This is a genomic window from Gordonia sp. Z-3 (genome assembly GCF_036233855.1).
In the GTDB taxonomy this organism is placed as follows: Bacteria; Actinomycetota; Actinomycetes; order Mycobacteriales; family Mycobacteriaceae; genus Gordonia; species Gordonia tangerina.
Genome location: NZ_JAZARS010000019.1, coordinates 76,055 through 89,985, shown reverse-complemented (window position 1 = coordinate 89,985; position 13,931 = coordinate 76,055). Strand labels below are relative to the sequence as shown.

Below are 13,931 nucleotides of genomic sequence, written 5' to 3'. Positions count from 1 at the left end.
CGGCTAGCCCGCAGGTCCGATCAGCCCGGCGACGATCTTGGCCGACAGCATCACCAACGGCAGTCCGCCGCCGGGATGAGCCGAACCACCGACCAGATAGAGCCCCGGAACCGGGGAGGCGTTGCGCGGGCGCAGGAATGCGGCGCGCGGACCATTCGATGACGACCCGTAGATCGACCCACCCGGCGTGCGGGTGCGGCGCTCGAGGTCGGCCGGTGTCAGCACGATGCGGTGGCGGATCGACGATCGGACGTCGACTCCACGGTCGGCCATCAACCGCAGAATCCGGTCGGCATAATCGGTGGCGAGGCCCGGAGTGTCCCAGTCGACGCCCCCATCCGGATCGTGTCGTGGGGCGTTGACCAACACGAACCAGGAGGCCGTACCCGGGCCGGGGACGATCGCCGGATCGTCGGGTGCCGAGATGTAGACGGTCGGAGCCGGAACCGGGCGCGCCGGACCGCCGAAGCCGAACACCGAATCGAACTCGTCGTCGTAATCGTCGGCGAACAGAACCTGATGATGCGGCGTCCACGGCGGCGGATCGTCCAGAGCGAGGAGGAGCACGAAGCCTGCCAGCGACGGTGTCGTGCGCCGTGTGCGCTCGGCGGCGCGATCCGCGGCCGCCGCGCCCACCAGGCGGCCGTACACCTCGCGGGCATCGGCGTTGGCGACCACCAGGTCGGCCGGCCGGAACGATCCGTCTGCCGGCGTCACCCCACTCACGCGGCCCAAGGGGTCGGTCTCGATTCCATCGATGGCGGTTCCGGTTTCGATCGCGCCGCCGTGTTCGATGAAGCTGTCGCGCAGCACTTCTGCGATCCGGCCGAGGCCGCCGGGGACGTACCACGAACCCCACGCCTGTTCGGTCCAGGGCACCGCGGCCAGCGCGGCGGGAGCGCGTCGCGGGTCGGAGCCAGTGTAGGTGGCGTAGCGGTCGAGCAGCATCACCAGGCGTGGATCATCGAGGTAGCGACCTCCCAGACCGCGCAGCGTACGCCACGGAGCGATGGTGACCAGATCGGACGGCCGGCCCCGCCGGGCGACGATGCGCGGGTCGATCGGAGATTCCAGGAACGGGCCGCGCGACGCCGCCCAGATCGATCGGGCCCGACTGAGAAACGCCATCCACTGGTCCCCGCGGCCGGGGCCGAGTGCCTCGTCGAGCGCCGCAGGTATCCGTGCGAGTTCGCCGGGGAGGTCCAAGCCTGTGCCGTCGGGGAATCGGTAGTGCGCCGCCACGTCGAGACGGGACAATGGCAACACCTCCTCGAGGCGCCGGCCGGCAGACGCGAGCAACTCGGCCAGGATATGCGGCATCGTCACCAGCGACGGGCCTGTGTCGAACATGAAACCGTCGTGACGGATCACGCCGAGCTTCCCGCCGACCTCCGGTGCCTGCTCGAACACCGTCACGCGATGTCCGGCCGCCTGCAGCCGCAGCGCCGCGGCCAGTCCGCCCACACCGGCACCCACCACCACGATGCTGCTCATCACGTCGTCTCGGAGATTGCGCGGCCCTTCCAGGACAGCCGACCGGTGCGCCGCGCGAGCACCGAATCCACGGTGAGCGCCGTGAACGCGAGGATCGACATCGGATGGACGAGCGCGTCGGGCCACACCCGCCCGCCGGTGCTCCGCGCCGACACCGCCCGGGAGGTCACGCCGAGCAGGTACCCGAGCACCCCTGCCCGCGAACCCCGCAGCGCCGCAATCGGCGGCACCACGTACAGCAGGTTCAGCAGCGCCACCACCGCCACCGTGCCGGGTAGCGAGCCGAACGCCGACCACAACGACTTCCGGTAGCCGGCCCGCACCTCGCGCCACCCGTGATACATGTGGCAGTCGGCGACCGCGCTCCCGTCCGCGGCCACGCCCCGTCCGCCGGAGCGCTTGACCGCCCGCAACAACGCGATGTCCTCGAGCACGTCGGCACGCACCGCCGCGTGCCCGCCCGCGCGGTGGTAAGCGGCCGCGTCGACGACGAGCAGCTGGCCGTTCGCCGCCGACATCGACGGGCGCGCCGAACGCTCGGCGAGCCCAAGCGGCAGGGTGCTCATCCACGACCACTGCACCAGGGGCTGCACCAGCCGCTCGGCCGGGCCGGTCGCGTGTTGGCGCGGGTAGGGCGAGATGAGGTCGAGCCCGGATGTGCGCAGCAGCGCAACGGACGCCACCAGCGCATCGGGTGCGAGCCGGACGTCGGCGTCGACGAATACGAGGACACCGTCGTGGTCGGCGTTGTGAGACAACTGTTCACAGGCCCATGATTTGCCGAGCCACCCCGATGGTGTCGGTGTTCCGTGCAGAACCTCGATGCGTTCGTCGGTGCGCGCCAACTCGTCCAGTCGGCGACCGGTTCCGTCGGTGGACTCGTCGTCGAGGACCAGGAGGCGGATTCGGCCCGGCCAGCGGTCGGCGGCGGCGCGCAGGGCGGTCAGGCAGCCTGCGATCTCGTCCATCTCGTCGCGGACCGGCAACAGGACGTTCAGCGGCTCGGGGTTGGCGATCGCCGTCGGATCGGGACGTCGGATTCGGCGGGCGTTGTCGAGCGTCAGCGCCAACGACGCCGCCGCACCCACGCTCGCGGCGCGTAACGCGACCCGCCGGACCTCAGCGCTGCGCACGCGTCGCACCCCGCATCACAGTGACCGCCAACGGAACGGCCACCACACCCATCACGAGGCCGCCGACCAGCGCCACGGGTGGACGACCGAAGAACGCCGCATGCGCGATCACCGACGACAGGTAGGTCCATAAATAGACCGCAACCGGCAGCAGATCTGTTGCCCCACCCCAGCTGTCGGCATCGGAGGGGTGCTCGGGAGCTGCCGGGATCAACCGGTCGAGCAGGGTGATCATGATCGCTGACACCACGAACCAGCCGGCGAAGTTGGTGAGCGGGATACCCTCCACGCCGGGCAGCGCCGGCTGTGGGTAGGCCCAGCGCCAGTGCCCCTGATCCACCATCTGTGGATCGAGGAACACGTCCCATGCGGTCAACGCCCACGCACCGACCAGAGGGGTCACCTCCCGGTGGGCACCGACGAGCTGTCGCGCGGCGGCCAGCGCCGGCCATGCCATCATCGTCCATGCCAATGGCACCAGAGCCGGGACACCGAACACCTGCAGGCCCAGACTGCCTGTGTACTCGTAGGTGCCGAACGGGAAACCGGTGTGCACACCGACGGTTTCGGCCAGCAGACCGCCACCTCCCGCTACCACCACCAGGATCACCGCCGGGCGGGTGCCGCGGCTGGTCACCACATGTGCCACCGCCGCCGCGGTCAGCAACAGCACGCTGGCCGTGGTCAGCGCGCGCGTACCGCCGTCGGTGAAGGGGAACGCTGTCTGGGTGAGGAATGCGCATCCGAACAACACCCACGGCACCGCGACCCGCCGCCGGTCGACGTACGGCGGGGCCAGTGGGGTCGCACGAGATGCGAAGGGGTTCATGATGTTCGTTCACCGTACCGGCCGCCGCTCCGGACGGCCGGGTAATGCGCCGGCTCAGGCCGCACGCCACACGCACCGGGCGACGAGACCGGCAAGCGCATGCCGGGTGACGTCGTCGACCGGTGAGGCGTCGATGAGTTCGGTCGACTGCGCGGCCAACTCCGCGATCCGGTTCTCCACCCGCCGCACCGCACCGGTGTCCCGGAGCACCTCGCACACCTCCCAGACGCCGTCGTGGGTCACCTCGGGGTTGCCCAGATGTTGGTCCAGAACGCGCCGCTGTATGCGGTCGGCGTTCTCCTCGGCCCAGGCGATCAGCAGGGTGCGCTTGCCTTCTCGGATGTCGTCGATCGTCGGTTTGCCGGTGACTGCCGGGTCGCCGAGAACTCCGAGCAGATCGTCGCGCAGCTGAAAGGCCTCGCCGGCCGCGATACCGATTGCGTCGTAGGCGCTGAGCAGATCCGCCGGTGCACCCGCGACGGCGGCGCCGAGTCGCAGGGGGTGCGAGATCGTGTACTTGGCGCTCTTGAACCGGAGGACCAGTTCCGCGCGCGTCGCGGAGGTCACGGCGTGGGTCTGACCGTCGACGTCGAGGAACTGGCCGGCGATGGCTTCGTCACGCATCACCGAAAAGATTCGCCGCACCTGACGCCGAGTGGTCCGGTCGAGGTCGGCGGTGCCCTCGGCGAGGATGTCGTCGGACCAGGTGAGGCACAGATCGCCGGCGAGGACGGCGACCGCCTCACCGTAGGCGTCGGCGTCACCGATCCGGCTGTTGTGCCGGTGTTCGTCGGCGAAGTGGCGGTGCATCGTTGACAGACCGCGGCGCTGGTCACTGTGGTCCATGATGTCGTCGTGGATGAGCGCGGCTAGGTGAAACAGTTCCACGGCCGCGGCGATCTGTGTGGCGCCCGGCGGCAACTCGCCGCGGGTGGCGCCGCGTGCGCCCCACAGGCAGAACGACGCGCGTAGCCGTTTACCGCGATTGCCGGCGCGGGCGAGTACGGCGCTCACCGGGCGGAGGTCGGGATGGACGCCGGTCAGGACCGCGGCGTGGTCGGCCAGCTGTGTCCGGAGCACGCTGCCGACCTGAGCGATATCGCTGTCGGCGAGCTCACGGACCCGCCGATCCAGGTCGGCTGCGTGGCCCGACGCCTGCGGTGCGGACTCGGTGTGGGTGGGGGTCACACCCCTTCTTCGGAGCCGTCGCCGGGGCGGATGTGTCCGCAGGTCGCCGGCGCGTCTTGCTCAGCTCGCCAGCCAGTCGTTGCCGCCGAGCCGGAGCTGCGAGACATCGAGCGAGGGTTCGACACCGCTCTGCGGCGCCAGACCGTGATCTTCCAACACCGCGCGTAGGGTCTCGGCGCTGTCGATGTTGAGAGGGCTCGACACCCACATCGCGTACGGCAGGTTGATGAATCGGTTCTCCCGCACGGCGGCCAAATCCTTGCTCGCCGGGTGGTCCTTGAGCGCGGCGATCTTCTCGTCGACGGTCTGTCCGGGGTAGTCGACGAAGGCGATCAGGTCGGGGTCGGCCGTCGCCAGGCGTTCCCAGCTGACGGTGGTCCAGGTGTCGGCGACATCCTCGGTGGCGTTGCGTGCGCCGGCGGCGTCGATGATGCCCTGCGGGCCGCCGTACGAGCCGGAGGAGAAGATCGTGTCGGTGCCGCTGTCGAACAAGAAGATGGTCGGCTTGTCGGCGGGTTGGGGAGCTGCGCGCAGGGCGTCGAGTCGCGTCGCGACATCGTCGGCCGCCTGCGCCCCGACGTCGGCATTGCCGGTGATGGTGCCGATGTTGCGGAGGTCGGTGTCGAGCGCGACCCACGGATCCATGGTCCCGCGGGTCTTCTCACCGGCAACCTGTCGGCAGGCCTCGGACAGCTGGTACACGTCGATGTCGTGCTGCGCGAGGATCTCCGGGGTGATTCCGCGGGACTCGCTCATGCCGTAGTTGTAACCGGCGTAGAGGACCTCCGGGCGGGCACCGACGATGTTCTCCAGGGTGGGTTGATCGGGGGAGACCTGATGGAGGTCGTCGACCTGCGGTCCGTAGGCCAGCCGCAGCACCTCGGAGTCGCGGGCCATCGAGCTGACGGCCACGATCTGGTCGTGCGCGCCGGCGGCCAAGGCGATCGCGATCATGCCGCCGTCATTGACGAACAGTCGCTGCACGGGCTGGGGGTAGGTGACGTCGGCGCCGCAGTTGGTGACGGTGACGTGGTCGCCGGCGACGGCATCGGCATCGGTGGAGTCCGTCGTGCCGCAGGCTGTGGTGAGACCCAGAATTGCTGCGGCGGCAGCGATCCCGATGGTGACGGGACGCAAGGTGGGCATCATGTGAGTGTCCTTCCAGGAGGGGGCGACGGCGTGGCGTCGGTGAGCAGCAGGTGTGGCCTGCCGGTGCGGGGGTGAGTGATGATGTCGCCGTCGACGGCGAAGACGTCACGGAGAACGCGGTTGTCGAGAACCTCGACCGGCGGGCCGTGGGTCACGAGGCGACCGTCGGCGATGACGGCAACGCTGTCGAAATGTCGCAGGACGAGGTCGAGGTCGTGCATCGCGGCGACGATGGTGCGGTCGAGCTTGTCGAGGATGCGCATCAGCCGGAGTCGCCAGGCGGCATCGAGATGATTGGTGGGTTCGTCCAGGACCAGCATCGGGGTCTGCTGCGCCAACGCGCGGGCGAGGACGACCCGGTGGCGTTCACCCCCGGACAGCGCGATGCAGGAACGTCCGCCGGCGTCGCCGAGCCCCACCATCTCCAGAGCGTCGGCGACGATCTCGCGTTCGGCGTCCGCGCCGGCGGCCCACGGGTTGCGGTGCGGGGTGCGCCCGAGGCCGACCGCTTCGGCCACTGTCAACTCCGCCGACGGCTGCTCCTCCTGCGCGACGACGGCGACCGTCCGTGCGCGCTGTCGCGCGCGCATCGCATGCAGATCGGCACCGCCGACGTACACGGCGCCTGTTGCTGGTGACTCGAGGCCGGCCAGCACCCGCAGCAGCGTCGTCTTGCCGGCGCCGTTGGGCCCCACCAGCGCCATCCGGGTACCGGCGGGGATCGTCACATCGACGCCGGCGACAATGGTTCGCGATCCGCGGCGACACGCGACACCGTTGGCCCGGAGGTCGGCGACGTAGGACGCGGCGTCGGTGCGCACGCTCATTCGGTGGGTCCGAACGTGTAGCGCCGACGACCCATCAAGAACAGGAAGATAGGTGCGCCGATCAGGCCGGTGACGATGCCCAACGGCATCTCCCGCGGCGCCGCGGCGACGCGCGAGAACACATCCACCCACTCGAGGAACAACGCTCCACCGCAGACCGCGACCGGCAGCATCGCCCGGTGGGTCGCACCGACCACCAGGCGGGCGGCGTGCGGAATGATCAGGCCGACGAAGCCGATACCGCCGGCCACCGCGACGAGTACGCCGACCAGAACCCCCTGCACCGCGAACAGCGCGGTGCGCAGCGCAGCCACTGGCACGCCGAGCGAAGACGCGGTGTCGTTGCCGGCGGCGTAGGCGTCGAGCCAGGCGTGGATCACCACCATGCCGAGCAGGGTGGCCAACACGACGACGCCGGCCAACTGCACCTTCGCCCAAGTGGCACCCGCGACGCTGCCCAGCATCCAGAACATGACGCTCTCGGCGGCCTGCGGGTCGCCGGCGGTGAACACCATCAGCGACGACAGCGCCATGAACGCAGACGAGAGCACCACTCCGGACAGAATCAGTCGAATCGCGGTGAGACCGCCCTGCACGCGGGCCACCAGATAGACCGTGACAGTGGCAGCGAGTGCGCCGAGCAGGGCGCCGCCGGACAGCGCCCACAAGCCAAGTGCCGAGAGTGTTCCCATCGTCATCACCGACGTGGCGCCCACCGCCGCACCGGCCGACACCCCGAGCAGGTAGGGCTCGGCGAGGGGGTTACGCACCAGCGCCTGCATCAGTGCGCCCGCCAACGCCAGACCGGCACCGACGATGGCGGCCAGCACCGACCGAGGCAACCGCAGGTCCCAGATGATGACCGAGTACGCGGTGTCGGTGGTGTCGCCGGTCAGCCTCCCCAGGACGGTGTCCCACACGTCGGCGACGGGAATGTGTTCGGAACCGAATGCGACCGACGTGACGATGCTGACGGCGGTAAGTGCCGCCAATGCCACGGCCAGCGGGGCGGGCGACAACCGGCGTGCCGACAGATCGGGTGGGGTCGCCGCGCGGGCGGTCACCACCGTGACCGAGGTGTCGTCTCGTACATGGGAGGGTTATGACGGTGAGCGTTGTGCACGGCTACCTCGTGATGTCGGGGGATCTGTGCGCGAGATACCCGGTGGACTCATACGAGAACGGCAGGTAGTCGGACTCGGGATCGACGAAGCTCGTCTTCCCACACCGTTGCGCGCCAGTCCCGGATTCTCACCGGGTTCCCTGACATCCGCATACCGCGGATGGGCACCGTTCTCTGCGTGCAGGCTATCAAGCCGGATTTGTCGGCTACTGCCCAGCTATCCGGTTGGTGCGGCGTTCGGTACCTCGGTCCTCGTCACGAAGGGTCGTCCAGCACGCCCGCCACCAGGTGCATTGCCGCCACTGTGGACAGCATCCGCACATTGGCGCGATCACCGGGGAAATATCGCGTCCAGGTCGCGGTGGGCCGGCCGGACACGGCCACCCCGAAGCACACCGTGCCCACCGGCTTGATGTCCGTACCACCACCGGGTCCGGCGATCCCGGTGGTGGAGACCGCGACATCGGCGCCGAGCCGGTCGGCGGCGCCGTCGGCCATCGCGGCCGCCACCTGCTCGCTGACCGCACCGTGCTCGGCGATCATCGCCGCCGGCACGCCGAGCTGTCCGGACTTGACCTCGTTGGCGTAGGCGACCACACCGCCCACCAGATAGGCCGACGACCCGGCGCGATCGGTGAGCCGGGCCGCGACCATGCCGCCGGTGCAGGATTCGGCCGTCGCGATCGTCCGACCGGACAACGCGGCCACGACCTGGTCGTCGATGGTCGATCCATCGGTGGAAAAAACCTGCTTCCCATGGTGTTCGGCGATCAGCGCGGCCAGTTCGGCGTAGGCGGGTGCCGCCTCGGCGACGAAGCGTGTCACCATCTCCAGTTCACCGTGCCGAAGGCAGGTGGTGACCTCCAGATCGCCGACACCGCTGATCGTGTCGTCGGCCAAGCGCAACGTCTCGGCGAGATCGGCCTCCGACAGCCCATAGGCACGGATCACCTCCTGGCGGTGATCGATCCGGGCCGCCAACGCATCGCGGACAGGTGGTGTGTCGAGCGCGGTCGGCCACATCGCCTGCAGTTCACGCGGCGGTCCGGGCAGCACCAGAATCGTCGGCATGCCGGCCCCGTCGACCGGGATCGCCACACCGGGTGCCGTACCGGTGGGTGGAATCGGTACGGCACCGTCGGGAACCAGTGCCTGCTTGCGGATTCCGGCGCGCAGGGGTGCGCTGTCCGGTTGGGCGTTGCGGCGCTTCATCCAGCGGTCGATGATCGCGGTGATGTGTGCCTCGAGTTCGGCGTCGAGATTCAGGGCGCGTCCGCAGAAGTCGGCGACGGTCGCGACGGTGAGGTCGTCGGCGGTCGGGCCGAGCCCACCGGTCGTCACGATGAGGTCGACGTCGTCGGCGGCCAGGAAACGCAATTGCGCGAGCAGGTCGGCGGGCCGGTCACCGCAGACGGTGATGTGGGCGACGTCGACCCCCATCGTCAGGAGGCGATCGGCCACCCACGGCCCGTTCTGATCGGCCACCCGCCCCGACAACACCTCGGTCCCGGTCACCACGATGCCCGCACGCACACTCACCCGGCCGAGTCTATCGACGGCCGACGGTCGCGGTGTCGGAGTCAGGACAGACCGCGGGCCGCCAGTGCCTCCAGCACGGTGAGTGGCGCACGGTAGGGCTCATCGTCGCGTGGCCAGTGCACGATGACATCGGAGAATCCGAGGTCCGCGGCACGCCCGACCATGTCGTCGAACAGGTGCACACTTTCCAGCGCATTGCGCGGGGAGGCGTCGAGGCTGAGATACCGAGGGAAGTCGGCGCGTGCGCGTTGGGCGAGCGCCTCGTCGAGCACACGACACATCCGTGCCACGCCGCCGAACCACTCGTCGAGCGAAGATGCCGATGTACCGGTGGTGATCCAGCCGTCACCACGCTCGGCGGCGAACCGCACATTGCGGGGCCCGTTGCCCGCCAACAACAGTGGCACCCGCTCACGCACGCTGCCGCCGACCAACCGCATGTCGCGCGCCCGGTAGAACTCGCCGTCGGCGGTCACGTGGTCGTCGCGCAGAGTTTGATCGAGCAGATCGGTGAACTCGTGGAAGCGGTTCACGCGCCGCCCGACGGTGACCTCGGGTTGCCCGAGCAGTGTGTCGTCGGGGGTACCACCGACACCGAGGCCGAGCAGGAACCTGTCGTCGGAGATGTCGGCGAGTGTCTGGACCTCACGAGAAAACGCCACGGGATGCCGGAAGTTGGGCGACACCACGAAAGCGCCGAGGCCGATGCGCTCGGTGACCGTGGCCGCGGCGGTCAGCGTGGGAATGCAGGAGAACCACTGTGCATCCGGAAGTCCGCCCCAGACCAGGTGATCGTAGGTCCAGGCGTGGTCGAAGCCCATCTGTTCGGCACGCTGCCACAGCGGTCGGGTCGACGTCCACGGCTGGTCGGGCAGGATGCAGATTCCGTAGCGCATGAACTGACCGTACCGAGTGAGTGTGGTGTGGGACCGAATTCAGCCCGGCACCACGACCGCCCGTCCGCGCAGGTCGTTGGCGGCGAGCTTGCGGTAGGCGTCGAGGCCGTCGTCGAGGGCGAACTTCTCCACGGACACGTCGAGCACTCCATCGCGCGCCAACTCGAGTACCTCCATCAGTTCGCTGCGTGAACCCCAGTAGGGCGCGCGTACCGATACTTCGTAGGGCTGGGTGAACATGCCGACCTTGGCGGTGGCGGCGCCGTCACCGAGGCCGACGATGACGACATCACCCATGGTGCCTACCACACCCATCGCGATGTCGAGGGTTGGTTGAAAGCCGACGAAGTCGAAAACCGCCGTCGCCCCGTCCTTGCCGGTGATCGCGCGGACGTTGTCGACGGCATCGTCGTTGCTCAGGACGGCCTCGTGGGCACCGACCTCCTTGGCAAAGGACAGCTTGTCCTCGGTCACGTCGAGCGCGATGATCCGGGACGGGGTCAGGTGACGCAGCAACTGGATGGCGACGTGCCCGAGTCCGCCGGCGCCGATCACCACGGCGGTGGTACCGCCGACGAGCTTGGGCAGCGACGCCTTGATCGCGTGGTACGGGGTGAGTCCGGCGTCGGTGAGAGGTGCGGTGCGCACCGGGTCGAGATCGCCGATGGGCACCAGATGGCGCGGGTCGTCGACGAGCATGTACTCGGCCATCGCACCGTCGACGCCCAGGCCGGGTGGGGTGATCGACAGCTCGGCTGCGCGACTGCAATAGTTTTCCATCCCACGCGAACAGAAGTGGCACACTCCGCATCCCCACGGTCCGTATACCGCCACCGCGGTCCCCTCCGAGACGTTGTCCACGCCGGTGCCGGTCTCCGCGACCACACCGACGCCCTCGTGTCCTAGCGTCATCGGTAGCGGATAAGGAAAACCGTCGGCCGGCATGTTTAACACGAAGTCGTCGGAATGGCAGGCGCCGGCGGCCGACACCTTCAGCAGTACTTGGCCCGGACCTGGCGCGGGTTTGTCGACCTCGCGGAGTTCGGGTTCGGTGCCGGGCTTGACGATTTGGATGGCCTTCATACGTTCACACCTTTCGTATGCGGGTTCACCCAAGGTGTTCCCCGGTGACCGGCGACCGAAACGTGGCTGTCAGGTCTGCGGGTATCCGGCGAGCATGAGTGCCGACACTGCGCTGAGTGCCTCGCCCCATTCCCTCGTCATCGCCGGCGTCCACGCGTCACCGCCGATCTCGGTCATCGCCGCGATCATGCATTCGCCGACCGCCTCGTACATCGGTGCGGTGACACCCATCGCGGCGTGCCGCTGTCCGAGGGACTCGAGGTTGGTGGTCAACCACTCGCCGTCATCGAGGTTGTCGATTACCGACACAATGGCGGTGCGCAGCATCGCCGCCTGAACCTTGTTGTCGCGCTGAAACATCGGCTCGACGTCGGGATACCTCTCGAACAGGATTTCGTAGAACCGCACGGTCAGGCCGTCGTCGGGGAGGTCCACCGACGCCAGGCTTTCTTCGAGAATCTGCTTGTCCATCACACGGTGCTCCAGATCATGGGTCAGGAATGAGCGGAGGCCAGGGCTGCGAGATGGTTGTGCGCCCACTGCACGGCGCTGACTCCGGGGGCGACCACGAAGGCCGCGTAGTTGGTGTGCACGCCGGACTGCAGAAACCTGTTGAACACGGTGATCTGCTGGCGGGCACGCTGATTGCTCACCTCACGGCCGACCGCGCCGATGCCACCCTGGGCGAGCAGTTCGTCGAGGATGGCGCCGGCCTCGGCTTGATACTGACCCATCTGACTCGGGGTGGGGTCGCTGGTCTCGGCGAGATACCCGACGATCCGGGTCACGTAATAGTCGCGCGGCGTGTTGCAGTACAGGTCCCGTGGCGCGCAGATGCTGTAGGTGCGTGGGCTCAGGTAGCCCATACCGGACAACCGCGGTCCGCCGCTGCCCTGGCCGGTCAGTCGTGGGCCCACCAGGTTGTCCCGATGGGAGCGGCGGGGATCGGAGATGAGAACCACCCCGGCCACCTGCTCTGGCCGGATCGCGCCACGGCCGGTGCCGATCTCGGCGGCCACGTCCCCGGCCGCGTCGGCGCCCTGACTATAGCCGGTGATCGCCAACCTGGTGCCGGGACAGCGGCGCACCATGGCACGGGCCAAGCCGGTCGTGTTGGCCACCGCCTGCGCCTTGGATCGGCCGTAGATGGCTGTCTCCCAAGGGAAGGCGGTCGCGCTGTAGCCGACATAGTGAACCAGCGTCCGGGGTCCGAGATCGCTGGTGATCTCACGCAGAATCCCGGGGGCGGCGGCGTCGGCCCAGGTGCCCGGAATGGCCAGGACGTACAGGCCAGGACATTTCGCGTGATGTGACGGAACCGCCGCCGCAGTGGCCGGCACGACGAATCCGGCCACCACGACGACAAGCACCACGAACCAGCCGCGCACGGTCATCGTGCTTCCCCCGACTTTCGTTGGTGTACAGCGGTACCGGCCTCAGTTGTAGCGCGGGTTGTTGGCCACCGGGATGGTGATGTTGATCGGCATCCGCAGCTCGGACATGTAGAACAGCACGAACTGGCGCAGGAACTCGTCGAAGAGCCAGTACGCTTCCTTCGGCATGCCCACCTGGAGCAGTCCTTCGCGAACGAGAACGTAGGGCCCCCAGGCTGTCTCGAGTAGAGGGCTCCACACCGGCTCACGCGGGATCTCGAGCCAGTTGGCGATCTTGTCACCCAACATGAACCGGGTGAGCGCACCCAGCACGCCGCGCGACAACAGGCTCAGGTCGAGGTTCATGCCGAGATCGAGCAGAATGTCGGCGAGCTTCTTGCCCTCCGGGGTGGGGGCGAGGATCGGGTCCAACACCTGCCGGGCCTGCGCATCTGCCTGGTTCCAGGAGTTCGGGATGTACTGGTCCTGGACGCCGAGCATGTGTGCGGTGATCTGCCACGAGTGCAGGAAGCCGTCCGATTCGTCGGCGGCGATCGGCACGTTCCACCGTTCCAGCATGCGCATGACGGTGGTGGGCAGGCTGTGCCAGGTGACCATGATGTCGGCCTGGCTGATCGGGATCTTCTCCTGCGCCGAGTGGTTCCACCAGGGCGACTGCGGCAGCAGAGTGCGCACCGATGCGTGGGCCAGTCGGGTCTTGAGGCAGGTGACGATCATCTCGCCGTCGGGTCGATAAGCGTTGAGCGAACCGATGTCGTAACCGAGTTTGGCCGTCTTGGTGATGCGGTCCTTCATGTCCGCGCCACCCTGCGAGTAATACACCGCCCGGGCTTCGCGGGGGATGACGGTGCTCATCATGCCGCTGGCGAAGCCGTACAGGACGCCGAGGTACGTGCCTCGCTTCTGGTTGAACCGCACCGCCGTCTCGAGTTTGCCGCGGTCGGTCCACGATGGCAGTTGACGCGCGTGTTCCATGAAGTCACGGAGTTCGTTCGGGAGACCGGCCGGCAACGGCTGGCCGTTCTTGGTCCATCCGCGGAGTAGTTCATTGACCCGCTGCACCTGGCCGCGCTCCAAGAGCTTCGCCACGACGGGGTCGGCCTCGTCGTCCCAGACCCCCTGGGGGTTGGCGCCGCTGCCCCGTCCGGGTACCGAACCCGCCGGTGACCACGTCCACGGTGTTGCTTGGCTGACGGTCGCGAGGGCGCCCACTGCGCCCACCGTGCCGCCGGCCTTCAACATGTTCCGCCTGCTCAGATTCTCCATTTTTCTTGGC

Annotated in this window: 13 protein-coding genes and 1 riboswitch; all 13 genes read right to left on the bottom strand. The window is 68.4% G+C overall.

Annotation, left to right across the window (positions count from 1 at the left end; all coding sequences use genetic code 11):
• Window positions 1-3: 3 nt before the first annotated feature.
• The gene (locus tag VX037_RS20060) at window positions 4-1,494 is read right to left on the bottom strand and encodes a phytoene desaturase family protein (protein WP_328715578.1); all 1,491 of its coding nucleotides are present in this window, start codon (window positions 1,492-1,494) and stop codon (window positions 4-6) included.
• Complete coding sequence (locus VX037_RS20055; protein ID WP_328715577.1) at window positions 1,494-2,627, bottom strand: glycosyltransferase; 1,134 nt, start codon at window positions 2,625-2,627, stop codon at window positions 1,494-1,496. Before VX037_RS20055 ends, VX037_RS20060 begins: the two co-directional genes overlap by 1 nt.
• A complete protein-coding gene (locus VX037_RS20050) occupies window positions 2,614-3,456 on the bottom strand; it encodes a carotenoid biosynthesis protein (RefSeq protein ID WP_328715576.1) in 843 nt (280 codons plus the stop codon). The genes VX037_RS20055 and VX037_RS20050 overlap by 14 nt, the downstream gene beginning before the upstream one ends.
• A 54-nt stretch (window positions 3,457-3,510) precedes the next feature.
• Window positions 3,511-4,644, bottom strand: a complete 1,134-nt coding sequence (locus VX037_RS20045; protein WP_287014758.1) for a polyprenyl synthetase family protein — start codon at window positions 4,642-4,644, stop codon at window positions 3,511-3,513.
• A 60-nt stretch (window positions 4,645-4,704) separates the two neighbouring features.
• A complete protein-coding gene (locus tag VX037_RS20040) occupies window positions 4,705-5,793 on the bottom strand; it encodes an ABC transporter substrate-binding protein (protein WP_266063552.1) in 1,089 nt (362 codons plus the stop codon).
• Window positions 5,790-6,620 (bottom strand): ABC transporter ATP-binding protein, encoded by an 831-nt coding sequence (locus VX037_RS20035; protein WP_328715575.1) that lies wholly within the window; start codon window positions 6,618-6,620, stop codon window positions 5,790-5,792. The genes VX037_RS20040 and VX037_RS20035 overlap by 4 nt, the downstream gene beginning before the upstream one ends.
• Complete coding sequence (locus VX037_RS20030) at window positions 6,617-7,654, bottom strand: FecCD family ABC transporter permease (RefSeq protein ID WP_442903719.1); 1,038 nt, start codon at window positions 7,652-7,654, stop codon at window positions 6,617-6,619. The genes VX037_RS20035 and VX037_RS20030 overlap by 4 nt, the downstream gene beginning before the upstream one ends.
• A 132-nt stretch (window positions 7,655-7,786) precedes the next feature.
• Window positions 7,787-7,930: riboswitch (cobalamin riboswitch) on the bottom strand.
• Between the two features lie 68 nt (window positions 7,931-7,998).
• On the bottom strand, window positions 7,999-9,282 hold the full coding sequence (locus VX037_RS20025; RefSeq protein WP_328715572.1) for a competence/damage-inducible protein A: 1,284 nt from the start codon (window positions 9,280-9,282) through the stop codon (window positions 7,999-8,001).
• A gap of 41 nt (window positions 9,283-9,323) precedes the next feature.
• Window positions 9,324-10,178: an LLM class flavin-dependent oxidoreductase gene (locus VX037_RS20020; protein ID WP_328715571.1), complete on the bottom strand. Its 855-nt coding sequence runs from the start codon at window positions 10,176-10,178 to the stop codon at window positions 9,324-9,326.
• 39 nt (window positions 10,179-10,217) lie between these two features.
• The gene (locus VX037_RS20015) at window positions 10,218-11,261 is read right to left on the bottom strand and encodes an NAD(P)-dependent alcohol dehydrogenase (protein ID WP_328715569.1); all 1,044 of its coding nucleotides are present in this window, start codon (window positions 11,259-11,261) and stop codon (window positions 10,218-10,220) included.
• A gap of 69 nt (window positions 11,262-11,330) precedes the next feature.
• Window positions 11,331-11,732 carry a globin domain-containing protein gene (locus VX037_RS20010; protein WP_287014765.1) on the bottom strand — a complete coding sequence of 134 codons (402 nt, stop codon included), beginning with the start codon at window positions 11,730-11,732 and terminating at the stop codon, window positions 11,331-11,333.
• Between the two features lie 23 nt (window positions 11,733-11,755).
• On the bottom strand, window positions 11,756-12,655 hold the full coding sequence (locus tag VX037_RS20005) for a cutinase family protein (protein ID WP_328715567.1): 900 nt from the start codon (window positions 12,653-12,655) through the stop codon (window positions 11,756-11,758).
• A 42-nt stretch (window positions 12,656-12,697) separates the two neighbouring features.
• Window positions 12,698-13,921, bottom strand: coding sequence for an oxygenase MpaB family protein (locus VX037_RS20000; protein WP_235723010.1), 1,224 nt, complete (start codon window positions 13,919-13,921; stop codon window positions 12,698-12,700).
• Window positions 13,922-13,931: the final 10 nt, after the last annotated feature.